This window comes from Mangrovibacterium sp., assembly GCF_041596335.1.
GTDB lineage: Bacteria > Bacteroidota > Bacteroidia > Bacteroidales > Prolixibacteraceae > Mangrovibacterium.
Genome location: NZ_JBFHIT010000009.1, coordinates 71,378 through 85,674 on the forward strand (window position 1 = coordinate 71,378; position 14,297 = coordinate 85,674).

The window sequence follows — 14,297 nt, forward strand, 5'->3', positions numbered from 1 at the left end:
ATTTCTTTTGTAGTTCGATAAAGTTTTTGGGCTAAAACCAACAGATAGAAACATGGAACAGGGAAAGGATATTGTTATACTCGCTATTGAATCATCGTGTGATGATACTTCGGCAGCAGTGTTGAAAAATGGGTATTTGTTGTCAAATATAATAGCCAGTCAGAAAGTGCACGAAGCATATGGGGGAGTAGTCCCCGAGTTGGCTTCGCGGGCACATCAGCAAAACATTGTTCCGGTTGTCGATCAGGCCATAAAACAGGCCGGCATCAGCCGCAAGGATGTTTCAGCCATTGCCTTCACCCGTGGCCCCGGATTGTTGGGATCGCTGTTGGTAGGTACTTCGTTCGCCAAAGGTTTTGCATTGGCTTCAGGCATTCCGATGATTGAAATAAACCACCTGCAAGGGCATGTACTGGCTCATTTTTTAAAGGAAGAAGGAGCTGAAAACCGTTCGCCTAAGTTTCCGCACCTGTGTTTGCTGGTTAGCGGGGGTAATTCGCAGATTATTTTAGTGAAAGACCATCTGGAGATGGAAGTGATTGGGCAAACGATTGACGATGCTGCCGGTGAAGCATTTGATAAATGCGCTAAAGTAATGGGCATGCCGTACCCTGGTGGTCCATTGGTTGACCGATTGGCTAAGGAAGGAAACCCGGATGCTTTTCAGTTTGCAAAGCCCCGCATAAAAGATCTGAATTATAGTTTTAGCGGATTAAAAACCAGCTTCCTGTATTTTCTTCGCGACCGGTTGAAGGAAAATGAAAACTTCATTGAGGAAAACAAAGCTGACCTTTGCGCATCGTTGCAGAAAACGATTATTGCCATTTTGATGGACAAACTTGTGAAAGCCTGCAAACAAACCGGAATCCGCGAAGTGACCGTCGCTGGTGGGGTTTCAGCTAATTCGGGATTGCAAAATGCCTTGCGCGCTGAAGCCGAAAAACGCCATTGGAATTTGTTTATTCCAAAGTTTGCTTTCACGATGGACAATGCTGCGATGATTGCAATGACTGCTCATTACAAGTATTTGAAAGGCGAATTCGCAGCAATGGATGCCATACCTTTTGCCCGCATGAATATTCAGGAATAGAACCCGATTATCGGGTGCTCAATTCAGCAAGGCATGTTTAAACTTCATGATAAAAATGCAGAATAGTAAAAAGATACAGGTCGTATTGGTGACCGGTTTTTTGGGAGCCGGCAAGACGACTTTTATCAACGAAGTCATTAAAAATCACCAACATCTAAAGCTGGCTTTGGTGGAAAATGAGTTTGGCGAAAAATCGATTGATCAGGATTTGATTATCGGAATGAGAGCTGAAAACATTTTCGACCTGAGCAATGGTTGCATTTGCTGTACAATTTCGAACGAATTTTCACTCACACTTCTCGATTTGGCAGATAAAGCCGGCGAGCTCGATTTCCTATTGATCGAAACCACTGGAATTGCTGACCTGTCTAATGTAATCCGTCCGTTTTACGATGAGGAAGATTTGAAAGCCCGATTTGAACTACAGGGTAGCATTTGTTTGGTTGACGCGCTCAATTTTGAAGATCAACTGGCCGGGAACGAACAACAGATGCAGGTCATTTTGAGTGATCTGCTGATTGTCAATAAAACAAGCGGTATTGATGCGAAGGCCTTGTCATTACTGGAAAGACAGCTGTTGGCTTACAACGGCTCGGCATTGATTGAATGGACAAATTTCGGACTTTTGAAGGAATTTTCACTCGCAGAATTCAGCGATAAAGTTCGAGGCCAACTGGAGCAGAAATTACAGCAACCAGTGATGTTCCGACTGGTTGAGTCGAAAAAATACAGCACATTTACTCATCAGTTTCCTGGTTTTATCAATTTAGACCGTTTTAAATACTGGTTTAACTACTATGCAGCCATTAACCGGAGCGAAATTTATCGTATTAAGGGAATTTTGAATGCCGACGGCTCACCATTTAAAACAATCGTGCAGTCGGTTGGCGGTGCCGTTTCATATACCGATGGTTCATTTGTTGAGCCTGGCGAAGAGCCCGTAAATACACTGGTTTTTATAGGAAGGGATATTGACCATGAACGTGTGGTTCACGAGTTGATGCACTATCTGGAACGTAAGTAGGACGGCAAAAAATAAAGCATATTTGTACCCAAACAGTTGGACTTAATCCATCCGCCGGTGCTAACTTTTGAATTTTCCAATGTCAGTACCATCCCATTAGTTGCATCAATATTACCACCAAAACCGTAGTTAAAGCGGCAACACCAATTGCCAGGCTACTCATAGCAGCTTCAGTTTCGCCCATTTCAATTGCCTTTGTGGTTCCCAGTGCGTGCGACGATGTGCCTATGCTTATTCCTTTGGCCACAGGATGTTTAACGCGAAGAAATTTCAACATTAATGGTGCAATTGAAGCTCCCAGTATTCCCGTAATAATAATGGAAATGATCGTGATCCCTTCAGTTGCACCGAGCATTTTACTGACACTGATACCAATTGGAGTGGTTACGGAGTGGCCGATGAGTGATTTTTCCAGCATTTCGTTCAACCCAAATAACCTGCTAAGGGCAATAACAGAAGTCACGGCCGAAAGTACTCCGGCAACAATGCCTCCGAGGATTGAATATTTATGCTGAACCAATAATTTTCGTTGGCGGTACAAGGGGAGAGCCAGTACTACCGTAACAGGCCCCAAAAAAGCATGAATTACACTGCCTCCTTTTTGATAGTGCTCGTACGGAATACCGCTAAGCAGAAGAAAACAGATAATGATGACAACCGAATATAGCAGCGGGTTCAGCCAGTTTTGGCGACTACGGTTTTTCGCCAATGTAATCAGATAAAAGCATCCAACTGTAAGCAGGATCCCAAACAAATGGGTATTAGTCAGGCTTTGCATCTTTTTTTTCTTTGAATTTAATCAACAAATCAGTTGAAAGGGCTGTGGCTGCAAAAACAATTAAGGTTGAAAGGATCACGACAACGACGGTCTCAAAATAAAAACCATCGAGCGTATGGTATGAAATCATAACGCTCACGCCGGCCGGAATGAAAAAGAAACCCATATTTTGGATCATAAAATCGGCTGTATCACGAATGTGATGATCCTTAACAACTCCGGTCAACAGCAGGATAAGTAAGAGTATCATTCCGGTAATACTTCCGGGAAGAGGTAAATGAAAATATTCACTCAAAAGCTCGCCGGCTAGATTTACTCCCAATATAATAAGTAGCTGCTTGAATATTTTCATTCCACAGTGACTCTCGTATGTTTAGCTTTCCTGGCTAAAGTTCTCGTAGGTAAACGGACGGACATCAATTAGAAACATTCCCGCTGTCTTTGCTGCTTCCATGCCCAGGATACCATCTTCTAAAACCTGGCATTTTTCAGCTTTCACACCGATTAGTTCAGCGCACTTTAAAAAGGTTTCGGGTTCCGGCTTATGGCGGGTAACATCGTCAGCTGTTACAATAGCGTCGAAATATCTGGTTAAGCCTAATTTCTCAAGTTGAACTTCTGCACTTCGGCGACTCGCTCCTGTTCCCACGGCCAGTGGTATTTTGCCATGGTATTTATACACAAGGTCAACAACCGAGCTGTGCGGTTTCAACAGTTCCGCATGGTCCCAAAAGGTTTCCTGTTTTAGCTGCACCATTTCGTGCGGATCGACGCCTTCCAGTTTATTCTCGGCAATAACCCGATTGGCAAAGCTAATCGTTGGCATACCGGTCATTTCTTCAATAATCTTTTCGTTAAACGTGCAGTTGTAGTGCGCGCATACTTTGTGCCAGGTAGCAATATGAACCGGGAGCGAATCCGACAGAGTTCCATCCAGATCAAAAATTAACGCTTCTGCTTGCGGGTGTTTATCAAGTGCCATAATTCAAATTTGAGTGGCAAATGTACTAAACTTATTTCGGAGGTTTTCAATTCCGGCTCTCAGAGAGCGGAATCGTATAAATTCTTAAAATTCCCTTTAAACAGAGCTAGTAGGCTTTGTTTTAGTCGAAAACGTTTGTTAAGAATAAAAATATTCCTAATTTTGCGCCACCTAAAATATAGGTAGAATTTTTAATGTTTAATAAATTAGATGTTTTATGAAAAACCAGTATGAAACCGTTTTCATTGCAACTCCCGTTTTATCTGACGTTCAGATAAAGGAAGCGGTAAGTAAATTCAAGGGCATCATCACCGAAAACGGTGGCGAAATTGTCAATGAAGAGAACTGGGGTTTACGCAAGTTAGCTTATCCCATTCAGAAAAAAAGCACTGGCTTCTATCATTTGTTCGAGTTCAAAGCTGAACCAGAACTGATTGCAAAGCTAGAGCTGCAGTACCGTCGCGACGAACGTATCATTCGATTCCTGACTTTCAAACAGGATAAATATGCTACTGAGTACAGCGCAAAAAGAATCAATAATTTGAAAGCTAAAACTGTAAAGGAGAACTAAGCTATGGCAAGTAATCAAGGTGAAATCCGTTACCTGACCCCCCCGTCGGTTGAAATTAAAAAGAAAAAGTATTGCCGCTTTAAAAAGAACAAGATCAAGTTTGTGGATTATAAAGATCCTGAGTTCTTGAAGAAATTCCTGAACGAACAAGGTCGTATTCTTCCACGTCGTATTACAGGTACTTCATTGAAGTATCAACGTAAAGTGGCTAAAGCAGTAAAAAGAGCCCGTCATTTGGCTTTGCTGCCCTTCGTAACTGATATGTTGAAATAAGAAAAAGAAAGAACAATGGAAATTATTTTATTACAAGATATTAATAACTTGGGGAGCAAAGACGATATCGTTAAAGTTAAAGATGGTTACGGACGTAACTACCTTATTCCTCAAAAACTGGCTATTGTAGCCAACTCAAGTACCAAGAAAGTTCTTGCTGAAAACATTAAGCAACGTGCACACAAAGAAGCTAAACTGAAAGAAGTAGCTATGGCGTTGGCCGCTCAATTGGAAGGCAAAGAAGTTGTTATCGGTGCAAAAACAAGTACTTCAGGTAAAATCTTCGGTTCGGTTAATACCATTCAATTGGCAGAAGCTATCAACAAATTGGGCTTCGAAATCGATCGCAAACAAATCCGTTTGTCAGAAGACACGATCAAAGAAGTTGGTAAATACACCGCAAAAATCAAACTTCACAAAGAAGTATTGGTTGACTTCAACTTCGAAGTCGTTTCTGAATAATTAATTTATTTTTTCAAACACACACACACAGAATTCAAACGTTTTTTTTCAAACAATAAAAGCCGTCAGCTTCACACACTGACGGCTTTCTTATTTATATATGACTACATACTTCTGATTATCAAAGACTTGTAGCCTTTTGTTTCTTAAATCGAATGATCAGATATAACCACTGTATATACACGGCGTGAATTTTGTGGTTATAGGTTTTGAGTGTTAATAACATATTGGCTCGTGTCGAGGATGTTATTTAGAATCTGTTTAATTAATTTTCGTTTTCTCATATGTAAAATTAATAAAGAACTACAGGACAGCATGTTAGTGTGTAAAAAGTCAATTATCTTTCCATTTTATCCTCTACACACCCCGCACCGCCCTGTAGACTAATTGTGCGCACAAAATAGAGATGTTGTGTTATATGCCTAAATATCAGACAATTTAAACACTCTTATCTTTCATCATCAGGTACCCAGAATTTTTAAGAATTGATTTATATACTTTTACCAACTGTTCTGGAGTAAAAGATCTGGCCCTTAATAGCCTGTAAAAATGAGAAGTAGATATTTCTGTCTCTTTGACAATTTTCGAAACTGGCACCTGTGATAGATCCAGTAACTCGGAAAGATCCCGTTGAAGCCTTGCAAGCTTTTTAGAGTCACTACAAATACAGCTCATAATCATTAAACTAAGCGAATGGTTAAACTTTGACGGATACACATTTTGTCTATTTCAGTCTTATTCCGGTGATACTCGCGTTCTGAGAGTACAACTTTTGATAGACCTTCACCAAAGAGAATATGAACAGGGCGGCCAACCAATGAAGACAATTCCGCACTTAGAGGATTTGAAAAACCGGATGCTTTCATGTCTGTTGTGTTATTGCTCATGTTGCCGTCCTTGTGATTGCGCTCACAGTATTCAATTAATGGTGTTGATATGTCAACACCTGTAACCTGCTGAATATGATACCCGTAGTTGCCATTGACTTCTATCACAAAGGTTTTCCCTTTTTTATCCTTCATAATGTCAACCCCGGCAACCTCAAGACCGCAAACCCTGGCAGCATCAACGCAAATGGTTTTATCTTCTTCTGATAGCTCAACTTTCCTCCCGGTTCCTCCCTGGCTAATGTTTGCCCGGAGTTCCCCCTCTCTGGCTGTTCGCTCCATTGCTACGATTACTTTTCCGTCAATCACAATGGCTCTAATATCCTTTGCTCCTGAATCAATAAAATTCTGAAGCAATAGATTTTCTTTTCGATCTGAGAAATTTTTCAAAAACACATTGGTTTGATACTCATCATTCAGCGGAAAAACTGTTTTCCCTTGGCTCCCGGTTAAGCCTTTGGCAATTGCAGGCAATCCACCAACCTGCTCAATCATCCATGCCGGATGAATAGCTCTATCCCCTAGAACCGTTTGAGGAACTCGAATTTTAGCCTGGCTAATCTTCTGCTGAGAGATTAACTTGTCGGCTGCTGTCTTAATTCCGTTGGATGTTTGGGTACTGAAAATCTTAAGGTTCCTGTTTAGGTGCTCTAATACAGAGCACCCATAAGCTAAATTTATTCCGATACGGGGAATAATCGCATCGTATCCCTTTGCGTTTAGCCGGATAGGGCGGTCTTCTTGCCCGTATCCATCATAAACACGGTCGTAACCAGCTACTTTATCGGATATCAGTAGATACAAGAAAGCTGGATCTTTAACAATCATCTCGTGCCCTCTTTTTTGTCCTTTTAAAACAATATCACGAGTTGCATAACTGCCCGGAGCGGCTGAAAGAATAAGAATTTTCATGAATTAAAATTTTAATTGTAAAACTTTGGATTGTTCGTCGCTTAGATAACTGATCATACTTACAACTCCTGAATTTGAATTTCTGAACATGCAGTATGCCGGTTTGTAGTTCGTTATGAAGTAGTTTGGATTCCCGGTAGATTTAGGTAGATCACTGTATTTCCTTTCAGTTCTATACGGGATCATAAGCTGAGAGAACGAAGCCGGAAAGTCTTCTTTGCAAAAATTACACCCAATATTATTGAGTGAATTAATGGTCGCGCAAAACTTTTGAATGAGAATCAAAACCGTATTTTCCTGCTCGTTTCTCGTGTAATGAGAATTTGAGTCTACAATCTGGGAAACTAACTCGGACGTAGCTTCAAACGATTCTCCATTAAAAATTGACTTAAATTGATTCTGCCATCCTGGGAGATGAATAGTTGTTTCTTGAAATGCCTGAACTGCCATTATGATATTTGTGAAATCTGGCAATTCAACCATTTCAATAAGCTTATCAATTTTCACGCTGAGAGAATTCATAAAATCAGAATACCGCTCATCCTGTTCAATGTGGAGAACCTGGAAGAAACGCAACAAATCTCTAGTTGCTGCCAGTGTCGATAAGTCTTTCAATTCAATAGGACTTTTAAACCTCTTTTGCCATTCAGAAGAGAGATGATTTAAAGCTTCAATCAATTCATCCCAACGATTAAGCTCTGTTTTGATTCTCTCTTCATCTTTCCCGATTAACATCGGTGTAAATTCACTTTTCATTTTCATTACTTTTTGTTGTTAATAAAATATTCTTAAGCCTTCTGTATAGAAAGTCGCTTTTGGTTGTATTGAGCATCTTTGTTAGTTGCTCAAAATTTCGCTTCTCTTCCCTTGTCAACCGAAAAGAAACTACTTCGCTCTTTGGGAATTTTATTGTCATGTTTTTTATTTCCAATGTGAGCAAATAGAGTCAAAACCAAAAGGACAACTTGAAAAATGACTTTTTCACGAATGGCTAAACTGTTGATTATCAGCGTGTCAAATATTATTGATAAATAGAACAGGAAATTATTTAGAAAGATTCTAATAAAAAGAGGGAGAAGATCTCCCATAATGAAAAAAGCACCCTTTTAACAAGAGTGCTTTGATGGATTTTAAAATTTTGAATTATCATGATAATATCTTTCAAAAATCCACTTAAAAAAGCGGGGGACGCTGTTATTTTGCGTTGCTCAATTTCTCAAGATCAATCTCAATGAAGGGGAGGTTTTCCTTTAAATTCACCAGATCCATTTCTAGGCCTGCTAATGTTGCTAAATGAGTCAATGTTTCCTCACCAGCGTTATTAAAAATTAAGAAATCTTTGGTTTTGCGAATCTCTTCGATATAGATTGCAATAGTTTCTTCTAATAGTAAATCTGATCGCATCATAATTCTAAATTTTATTGATTAATAATTCGTTGAAATCTTTATAATTTGGATATATCATTTCTGCCTGGTTGATCGTGTTCGGGTGTGCGTTTATAATTCGTTGAGCGGCTTCTTTACCGGCTGGATCTGTGTCCAGGTAGAGGTTAACCCGGTTGTACTTTTGAAGATCCACCAATAGGGCTTCGTTTATATTGTTGAGTGAATTGAGAACAATTGTATTGTTTTTTGCTTCGAGAGATCTAAAGTATTCGAGAGCAGATAGGAAGTCCGGCCAACCTTCAAACAGGTTTACCGACTTTGTAACTCCTGGAATTGTTGTGATTGCTTTGGGAGAACTGCCACCTTTGAAATATTTATTTCGAAGTTCAAACCCGCCTTTGTCGTTTTTGAATGCCAGGGCGAAATAATTTTTATCGTTGGCTCGATAATAGGCTTCCTTCAGGTACTTTTCGGCAATTGTGGCCGAAATCTTCCGGGAATTCAGGTATTGAATTAATGCCCGGTTTTGCAGCGGTTGGAGGTGCTTAATCTCAATTCCAGGATCAACAGGCTGGTCAAAAGAAAAAGATTCGACTGGTGCAGGGGAGAAGCCCGATAGGATCAGCAACGCGCCGGCAACCGATACCCCAGACAGGTAGCAAACCAGATCCACCGGGCGGCCACCTTTGCCCGATCCGAAATCATACCAGACATTTTTAACCCGGTCAATTTTCAAACTCGCTTGGCTCTCGTTGCGGTTTGGTGACTTAAACCAAATATCATGTTTCCTGACTTCTCCACTTTGGTTATAGTGCAGGGTCAGAATGTGGGTGCACGGGATATTATTTGCTTCGTTGCAATTCATGTTCTTTTCTTTTTTGACTAGCAATTCTGTTTAGTGCTCGGACAACTATTAACGCTCCTCTGTCCGGTTCCATTCCCGGACGGACAGAATAGATAGCCTTGTCCGTCCGATTATCTTACCGGACAACTCTGTCCAGTCTTATTTTTAATTTATATATATAATAATGATATGTAGCAAGTTACGGCTGTCCGGTTTTGTCCGGGAAGGCAGTTAAGCCTTGACTGCGGCAAATGGCTGTCCGATATGTCCAGCATGTCCGGGCAGTCCGGGCTGTCCATTATCTGAATATTTGTCCGGTAAAGTCCGCATGTCCGGTTTGTCCGGCTTGTCCAGTTCTTCTTTTATAGAATTTCCCCAGTGAGGGCTATCCTTTAGCCAATCCGCAACGGTGGACTTTGATTTTCCAACTTTGGCGGCTATTTCTCTAATCGTTAATTGTGGGTTTTGATTTTTTAGGGAGAATGCCATGATCTTGGGATCATCGGTCGAAATGCTCAGATTGTCAGATTCTGAGCTGGTGCCAATCTCAAAGAACTGGAGAAAATCTCCGTCTTTATCAATCCCAAATTCTAAAACATTACCGGAGTGATAGACCGGCTCACAGCTTCTTGACGGCTTAACTTGTTTTAAATATCGGTTTGATGATCCTTTCGAGCTTTTACCGATTGCAAAAACTGAATCGGCAAAGTTTGAGAGATGTTTAGATCCTGAAAGATCGGAAATAGTAATAGGTGAGTTTTCAGCTCTTTTGGGGGTGTGGGCTAAAACTAAAACACTCAATTCATGCTCTCGTTTTAGTTCAATAAGCTTTCTCATTATATCTAAAGAGGCTTGCTGATCCTGTGTGGTCTGAGTATTAAGGAAAGTGATATTATCAATAATTAGGATTTTAGCCCTTGTCTCAATAATATCATTTTTGAACTTATGAAAAATCGATTCTAGAAAGCTCAGTTTTGGATCTTTGTCAAATAGCTCAATGAAATCTATGTTATCGATAAAAAAGTTATCTGAGAATTCATGGATTTTCCCGGTTTTATCATCCTGGTATCTTTTTTGGAATTGTTTGTCAGATAGCTCAAAGTCATAATAGAGCACTATTTGTGGTTCACATTCATTTAGTAATGAATCAGTAACATTTACACCTTTGCTTAGGCCATCTCCAGTCTGTATGCTAAATATTGATTTTCCGACTCCAGTATCTGCAAACAATATTGCAACTTCTCCACTGTGCCAAATTGGACCTAATAGAGAAAGAATATCCGGCTGCTTTTGAGCGTCCTCAATTCTTTGATTTGCGGTTCTTATTCTTTTCATTCGTCCCCCTTACAAGTTCATTTATTCTTATTCTGGTTTCTCTCCCGGATTACCTTCTGAAGCCAGAGTATTCGCTCAGCTCGTTCCTGGCTAATTTCTACCTTGCCGATTCCGGGAAAAGCGGCGGTGTATTTTTTCTTTTTTTCTGCGCTCATGATTATTTGTTTAGAAACGAATAGTCCTGCGGCTGATCCTTTGCAATCACTTTGATTGATTGTATCCAGGCGGCAACCTCTCCGCGTTTTACGAATAACCTCCGTCCGGGCTGGTAGTATGAAAGTTCGTTGTTGTTGATGGCCTTACGTAGCATGTAGTCTTTGCAGCCAAACTCTTTTTCAGCCGTTTGCAGGGTTATAAACTGCTCAGGATCTTTAAGAGCTGAGGCGGGTTCTTTACTTAGTGCCTGGTTAATGCACTTTTCTACTATTGGCTTTACAAAGGCCTCCAGAGCTTCAAGTATTTTTTCTTCTTTCATGAGCAGGATTTTAAAAGTTGGGGATTACTAATCGAATGGCAAAGCGGATTAACTCACTCTGGCTAACCTGTTCTTTTTCGCAGAACTGTTTTAGCTTCTTTACCTCTTCGGGTGAAGCTTTAAAACCCAAAAGCTTTGTTTTATGGGTCTTCTTTGGGATCTTGAATGTCATGATAATGAGTGTTTTAACTTTTATTACTAATAACGTTAAACAAAGGTCATTAACTCAAAAAACGAAATAAAGGACAAAATACAATTTGTAACAATTTGTATTTTAGCATTTTGTGGATTTACTATTTTCCTTGACTTTAGTTAAGGATCTATAAGACAGGAATATAAATTCGTTTCAGAAAATGACAAGATGTAGGTTATTTTTTTAATAGCCAGTCAAAAAAAGTATCGTGATACCTGTTAATATCGTGATATAACGCAATTACTTTTGGGTTCTTACAAACTCTGGCAATTGTGGTTTTAGAGTGATTGTATTTGGCTGCTAGTTGGGAGTAGGATATATCATTTTGAATGTGGTCTTGATATATTTCAACCAGTTCTTTATCCCATATTCTTTTATGTAGGTGTCTTTCTTCAAACAGATCTCTACTTCTCAACCGGTGATCCTCCCGTGAACTATGTAATTTTCGTTTGAGAGTCGCTGTTTTGATATGAGATTCATTAATCCCGGTAATTGCCTTTACCTCTTCTATTGCAGCATCAATAGTTTTGTGATAGAAGCATTTTGAATTGATGTAATCGTAGAAAAAACTGTTTAGGGATTCATTGATCGAGCGAATCCTTTTAGCGTACGTATTCAGGAAAATAGAAGAGTTATAGTCTCCAGTTTTTCTTTTGTACTTATTTACTCGTTTTATAGGAAAGGTGATTTTTACGAGGGAATATCCGGTCAATACAAACTGTTTCAGCTCTGGCGGTAAGTTTTTTCTGCTTTTGTACCACTCAATAGTTAAATCATCATAATCATTAACTAGCGGCTCAATGCCATCAAGTAACATCATGAAATACATATCTATGATATGACAGATACGGTCTTCTCTCATACTTTCATCGGAGTAGATTCTTTCAAACTTGTACTTGCCTAGTTTTCTGGCATTAGATAATGATTTGATGTATTTCTCTGTTTCTTCCCGGGGAATCAGTGGCCAAATACGATCCCAATCCACTTTTATAAACTTTGCCAAGTGTGGCTTAAGCGGTAAAATGACAAACCTGGTAGGCCGTTTTTGCGGTTTGTCGGGTAATTTGTTAATTTTGTCCATGTCTAAATTTTATTTTAGGTGAGAGGCTTGTGATACTTTGGTCGGTGCACAGGCCTTTCTTTATTATTGCAGATTACAATTTTTAATCAACTTCGTTTTCTTCGTGCAGTTCCCGCTTTAGAGCGTGTTTTACCAGTTGATTTAGGGTAATGCCCTTGGCGGCTGCTACTTGAGCGGCTTTCCGGTGGAGGTCAACACTAAGCCGAACATTAAAACTCCCTTTGTACGATTTTTCTACCGGCTTTCCTTCTCTTTTGCAGTCCTCAATATGCAGATCCACCATTTCCTCAAAGGCGGCCTCCAGTTCGTCAACGGTCGTTCCTTCAAAAGTTACCAGGTCGTTTATCCCTTCAACTTTACCAAAGAAAACCCGGTCGTCGGCACTGTAATTAACTGTGCCCATAAAACCTTTGTACTCCATTACATTTTTCATAGTGCATTCATGTTTTTTAGTTCCTGTTCAATTTGATCCAGCTGGTAGCGTTTTAAGATGTTGCCCGGATGTGGCTTGTGCAGTTTCATTTTGTGCCCGTTTTCTTCTTTGGCAAAAACAACTCTTGATCCGGCTCCCTGGGCTTGTTTGTAACCAAAGTGGGACAACAGGGTAAGCAGCTCGTTGTAAGTAAAATCTTTGGGTTTGCTCTTAAACCGGCTAATCAGCTTTTCAATTTTGCTCATAGTACAAATATATAAAAATGCAACTAAATAACAGTCGCAAAAGGTTGCTATAATAGTTTTCTGTTCATTTCGTCCAGGTAGCTATCCTCAAAGCTTTTGAGGTAGATTGTCGTTGTCTTTTCGTTGGTGTGTCCCATTCCTTCCGATATAGCAGCCACCGGAGAACCCAATTGTTTTTGGATAGTTGCCCAACTGTGCCGGGCTACATAAGTAGTCAACGGCTCAATCCCTAACTCATTCGATAAGTCTTTTAGTTTCCGGTTGGTTTGACGTAGTACAGTTTTAATCCGTTCCTTTTGCTCCTTGGGTGTTTTATAAATCTTGTCGTTTAATATTGGTAGCAAGTAGTTACCGGCGTAAGGATGTTTTGAAAAATACTTTAGCATATCGCTAACTGGTTCCATAATCTCAATCGAAAACCGCTGTTTGTTCCGGGTCTTGATCCTGGAATAGATGATCCGGTTTCCGGATAGGTTGTCTTTGGTGAGGTAGGCCATGTCCGTAAAGTTCATACCACGGGTGTAAAAGCTGAACAGGAAATAAAGCCGGGCATCGTGTAAAGAGGACAGGGGCTTTGTTTCGGCATTCTCAACCAGTCTGATCGTGTCCAGGCTTACAGCCCGTTTCCTGGTGACGGTTTCCAGCGCGCTTATTTTGTACCCGTTTGGTTTTGTGTTGTTGTGGAACGGATACAGATCGGCTGGTGTAATGTCGGCGGCAATGGCTTTATTGTATGTCGCCCGGAGTGTACGCATATACAAAACCATCCCGTTTCCCTTCATTCCCTTCTGGGTGAGGTGTGTCTCATAATCTTCCAGAAATGAAAGATCGATGTCGGTAAAGCGAAGTCCGGACACCGGTTTAAAATTCCACAGTGAGTTTTTCACCGTCTTATAAATCCCGGCGTTGCCGATCTTGTTTTTCTTTTCAAGGCCTTTGATCAACTGGTCAAAAAAAGGATAGACGTAGTTTTGATCTTTGATCTTGAAAAAATACTTTTTGAAGGTCTCCAGGGTTACCGGAATGTTTCTTTTTTCAAGATCCAGTAAAACACTGTGTGCCTCGGCTTCCCGCTGAATTACAAAAGCATTGATCTGCTTGTACTGCTTTACTCCGGATGCTGGTTTTATTTGCCCATCGGTGAAATGATCCGGAAAAAACCGTTCGTTAATCTTTAAGTCGATGTAATATTTCACCCGGTGCATGGTTAAGCGGAGAACAATTTTTCTTTTTCCTCTCGCATCTTTATTAATCGGGTGAAGCATGATTTTTAGTGTTGCCATATTATAACCACGTTATAACCACAAAGGTAAAAAGGTGGTTATA

At 40.2% G+C, this 14,297-nt stretch carries 20 protein-coding genes; 5 read left to right on the forward strand and 15 right to left on the reverse strand.

Features of this window, described 5'->3' with window-relative positions; translation table 11 throughout:
- Positions 1-52: 52 nt before the first annotated feature.
- The gene (gene tsaD / locus ABZD21_RS05360) at positions 53-1,090 is read left to right on the forward strand and encodes a tRNA (adenosine(37)-N6)-threonylcarbamoyltransferase complex transferase subunit TsaD (protein WP_372773458.1); all 1,038 of its coding nucleotides are present in this window, start codon (positions 53-55) and stop codon (positions 1,088-1,090) included.
- A gap of 55 nt (positions 1,091-1,145) precedes the next feature.
- Complete coding sequence (locus tag ABZD21_RS05365; protein ID WP_372773459.1) at positions 1,146-2,114, forward strand: GTP-binding protein; 969 nt, start codon at positions 1,146-1,148, stop codon at positions 2,112-2,114.
- An 82-nt stretch (positions 2,115-2,196) separates the two neighbouring features.
- On the opposite strand, the gene ABZD21_RS05370 is transcribed toward ABZD21_RS05365, so the two are convergent.
- Genes ABZD21_RS05370 through ABZD21_RS05380 form a run of 3 tightly spaced genes read right to left on the reverse strand, consistent with a single transcriptional unit; the run spans position 2,197 to position 3,874 of the window.
- Positions 2,197-2,892, reverse strand: a complete 696-nt coding sequence (locus ABZD21_RS05370; RefSeq protein WP_372773461.1) for an LrgB family protein — start codon at positions 2,890-2,892, stop codon at positions 2,197-2,199.
- A complete protein-coding gene (locus tag ABZD21_RS05375; RefSeq protein ID WP_372773463.1) occupies positions 2,876-3,244 on the reverse strand; it encodes a CidA/LrgA family protein in 369 nt (122 codons plus the stop codon). Before ABZD21_RS05375 ends, ABZD21_RS05370 begins: the two co-directional genes overlap by 17 nt.
- Before the next feature lie 21 nt (positions 3,245-3,265).
- On the reverse strand, positions 3,266-3,874 hold the full coding sequence (locus ABZD21_RS05380; RefSeq protein WP_372773464.1) for a beta-phosphoglucomutase family hydrolase: 609 nt from the start codon (positions 3,872-3,874) through the stop codon (positions 3,266-3,268).
- A gap of 217 nt (positions 3,875-4,091) precedes the next feature.
- Between ABZD21_RS05380 and rpsF the strand changes: the two genes are divergently transcribed.
- Genes rpsF through rplI form a run of 3 tightly spaced genes read left to right on the forward strand, consistent with a single transcriptional unit; the run spans position 4,092 to position 5,180 of the window.
- Positions 4,092-4,445 (forward strand): 30S ribosomal protein S6, encoded by a 354-nt coding sequence (rpsF, locus tag ABZD21_RS05385; protein WP_372773466.1) that lies wholly within the window; start codon positions 4,092-4,094, stop codon positions 4,443-4,445.
- Between the two features lie 3 nt (positions 4,446-4,448).
- Positions 4,449-4,718 carry a 30S ribosomal protein S18 gene (rpsR, locus tag ABZD21_RS05390; protein WP_282590340.1) on the forward strand — a complete coding sequence of 90 codons (270 nt, stop codon included), beginning with the start codon at positions 4,449-4,451 and terminating at the stop codon, positions 4,716-4,718.
- A 15-nt stretch (positions 4,719-4,733) separates the two neighbouring features.
- Positions 4,734-5,180 carry a 50S ribosomal protein L9 gene (gene rplI / locus ABZD21_RS05395; RefSeq protein ID WP_372773467.1) on the forward strand — a complete coding sequence of 149 codons (447 nt, stop codon included), beginning with the start codon at positions 4,734-4,736 and terminating at the stop codon, positions 5,178-5,180.
- A gap of 680 nt (positions 5,181-5,860) precedes the next feature.
- Here rplI and ABZD21_RS05400 read toward each other — a convergent pair.
- From ABZD21_RS05400 to ABZD21_RS05455, 12 genes are all read right to left on the reverse strand, one after another.
- Complete coding sequence (locus ABZD21_RS05400) at positions 5,861-6,979, reverse strand: RimK family alpha-L-glutamate ligase (RefSeq protein ID WP_372773469.1); 1,119 nt, start codon at positions 6,977-6,979, stop codon at positions 5,861-5,863.
- A 3-nt stretch (positions 6,980-6,982) separates the two neighbouring features.
- A complete protein-coding gene (locus ABZD21_RS05405) occupies positions 6,983-7,735 on the reverse strand; it encodes a hypothetical protein (RefSeq protein ID WP_372773470.1) in 753 nt (250 codons plus the stop codon).
- 438 nt (positions 7,736-8,173) lie between these two features.
- Positions 8,174-8,386: a hypothetical protein gene (locus ABZD21_RS05410; protein ID WP_372773471.1), complete on the reverse strand. Its 213-nt coding sequence runs from the start codon at positions 8,384-8,386 to the stop codon at positions 8,174-8,176.
- 4 nt (positions 8,387-8,390) lie between these two features.
- On the reverse strand, positions 8,391-9,230 hold the full coding sequence (locus tag ABZD21_RS05415) for a toprim domain-containing protein (protein WP_372773473.1): 840 nt from the start codon (positions 9,228-9,230) through the stop codon (positions 8,391-8,393).
- A 210-nt stretch (positions 9,231-9,440) separates the two neighbouring features.
- Positions 9,441-10,544 carry an AAA family ATPase gene (locus ABZD21_RS05420; protein ID WP_372773475.1) on the reverse strand — a complete coding sequence of 368 codons (1,104 nt, stop codon included), beginning with the start codon at positions 10,542-10,544 and terminating at the stop codon, positions 9,441-9,443.
- A 17-nt stretch (positions 10,545-10,561) separates the two neighbouring features.
- Positions 10,562-10,699 (reverse strand): hypothetical protein, encoded by a 138-nt coding sequence (locus ABZD21_RS05425; RefSeq protein WP_372773476.1) that lies wholly within the window; start codon positions 10,697-10,699, stop codon positions 10,562-10,564.
- Between the two features lie 2 nt (positions 10,700-10,701).
- On the reverse strand, positions 10,702-11,019 hold the full coding sequence (locus tag ABZD21_RS05430) for a hypothetical protein (protein ID WP_372773477.1): 318 nt from the start codon (positions 11,017-11,019) through the stop codon (positions 10,702-10,704).
- Positions 11,020-11,029: 10 nt separating this feature from the next.
- A complete protein-coding gene (locus tag ABZD21_RS05435) occupies positions 11,030-11,191 on the reverse strand; it encodes a ribbon-helix-helix protein, CopG family (protein WP_372773478.1) in 162 nt (53 codons plus the stop codon).
- A gap of 196 nt (positions 11,192-11,387) precedes the next feature.
- Positions 11,388-12,293 carry a hypothetical protein gene (locus ABZD21_RS05440; RefSeq protein WP_372773479.1) on the reverse strand — a complete coding sequence of 302 codons (906 nt, stop codon included), beginning with the start codon at positions 12,291-12,293 and terminating at the stop codon, positions 11,388-11,390.
- 82 nt (positions 12,294-12,375) lie between these two features.
- Complete coding sequence (locus tag ABZD21_RS05445; protein ID WP_372773480.1) at positions 12,376-12,726, reverse strand: type II toxin-antitoxin system HicB family antitoxin; 351 nt, start codon at positions 12,724-12,726, stop codon at positions 12,376-12,378.
- The gene (locus ABZD21_RS05450; RefSeq protein WP_372773481.1) at positions 12,723-12,971 is read right to left on the reverse strand and encodes a type II toxin-antitoxin system HicA family toxin; all 249 of its coding nucleotides are present in this window, start codon (positions 12,969-12,971) and stop codon (positions 12,723-12,725) included. The genes ABZD21_RS05445 and ABZD21_RS05450 overlap by 4 nt, the downstream gene beginning before the upstream one ends.
- A 47-nt stretch (positions 12,972-13,018) precedes the next feature.
- Entirely contained in the window at positions 13,019-14,254 is a 1,236-nt protein-coding gene (locus ABZD21_RS05455; protein ID WP_372773482.1) for a site-specific integrase, read from the reverse strand.
- Between the last annotated feature and the right edge of the window lie 43 nt (positions 14,255-14,297).

What these genes read in the sequence shown, in the direction of transcription:
- ABZD21_RS05425 (WP_372773476.1), bottom strand. Translation starts at nt 10,699, where the DNA reads ATGAGCGCAGAAAAAAAGAAAAAATACACCGCCGCTTTTCCCGGAATC.
- ABZD21_RS05400 (WP_372773469.1), bottom strand. Translation starts at nt 6,979, where the DNA reads ATGAAAATTCTTATTCTTTCAGCCGCTCCGGGCAGTTATGCAACTCGT.
- ABZD21_RS05370 (WP_372773461.1), bottom strand. Translation starts at nt 2,892, where the DNA reads ATGCAAAGCCTGACTAATACCCATTTGTTTGGGATCCTGCTTACAGTT.
- rplI (WP_372773467.1), top strand. Translation starts at nt 4,734, where the DNA reads ATGGAAATTATTTTATTACAAGATATTAATAACTTGGGGAGCAAAGAC.
- ABZD21_RS05450 (WP_372773481.1), bottom strand. Translation starts at nt 12,971, where the DNA reads ATGAGCAAAATTGAAAAGCTGATTAGCCGGTTTAAGAGCAAACCCAAA.
- ABZD21_RS05405 (WP_372773470.1), bottom strand. Translation starts at nt 7,735, where the DNA reads ATGAAAAGTGAATTTACACCGATGTTAATCGGGAAAGATGAAGAGAGA.
- tsaD (WP_372773458.1), top strand. Translation starts at nt 53, where the DNA reads ATGGAACAGGGAAAGGATATTGTTATACTCGCTATTGAATCATCGTGT.
- ABZD21_RS05455 (WP_372773482.1), bottom strand. Translation starts at nt 14,254, where the DNA reads ATGGCAACACTAAAAATCATGCTTCACCCGATTAATAAAGATGCGAGA.
- ABZD21_RS05410 (WP_372773471.1), bottom strand. Translation starts at nt 8,386, where the DNA reads ATGATGCGATCAGATTTACTATTAGAAGAAACTATTGCAATCTATATC.
- ABZD21_RS05420 (WP_372773475.1), bottom strand. Translation starts at nt 10,544, where the DNA reads ATGAAAAGAATAAGAACCGCAAATCAAAGAATTGAGGACGCTCAAAAG.
- ABZD21_RS05435 (WP_372773478.1), bottom strand. Translation starts at nt 11,191, where the DNA reads ATGACATTCAAGATCCCAAAGAAGACCCATAAAACAAAGCTTTTGGGT.
- ABZD21_RS05445 (WP_372773480.1), bottom strand. Translation starts at nt 12,726, where the DNA reads ATGAAAAATGTAATGGAGTACAAAGGTTTTATGGGCACAGTTAATTAC.
- ABZD21_RS05380 (WP_372773464.1), bottom strand. Translation starts at nt 3,874, where the DNA reads ATGGCACTTGATAAACACCCGCAAGCAGAAGCGTTAATTTTTGATCTG.
- ABZD21_RS05375 (WP_372773463.1), bottom strand. Translation starts at nt 3,244, where the DNA reads ATGAAAATATTCAAGCAGCTACTTATTATATTGGGAGTAAATCTAGCC.
- rpsF (WP_372773466.1), top strand. Translation starts at nt 4,092, where the DNA reads ATGAAAAACCAGTATGAAACCGTTTTCATTGCAACTCCCGTTTTATCT.
- ABZD21_RS05415 (WP_372773473.1), bottom strand. Translation starts at nt 9,230, where the DNA reads ATGAATTGCAACGAAGCAAATAATATCCCGTGCACCCACATTCTGACC.
- ABZD21_RS05365 (WP_372773459.1), top strand. Translation starts at nt 1,146, where the DNA reads ATGCAGAATAGTAAAAAGATACAGGTCGTATTGGTGACCGGTTTTTTG.
- ABZD21_RS05430 (WP_372773477.1), bottom strand. Translation starts at nt 11,019, where the DNA reads ATGAAAGAAGAAAAAATACTTGAAGCTCTGGAGGCCTTTGTAAAGCCA.
- rpsR (WP_282590340.1), top strand. Translation starts at nt 4,449, where the DNA reads ATGGCAAGTAATCAAGGTGAAATCCGTTACCTGACCCCCCCGTCGGTT.
- ABZD21_RS05440 (WP_372773479.1), bottom strand. Translation starts at nt 12,293, where the DNA reads ATGGACAAAATTAACAAATTACCCGACAAACCGCAAAAACGGCCTACC.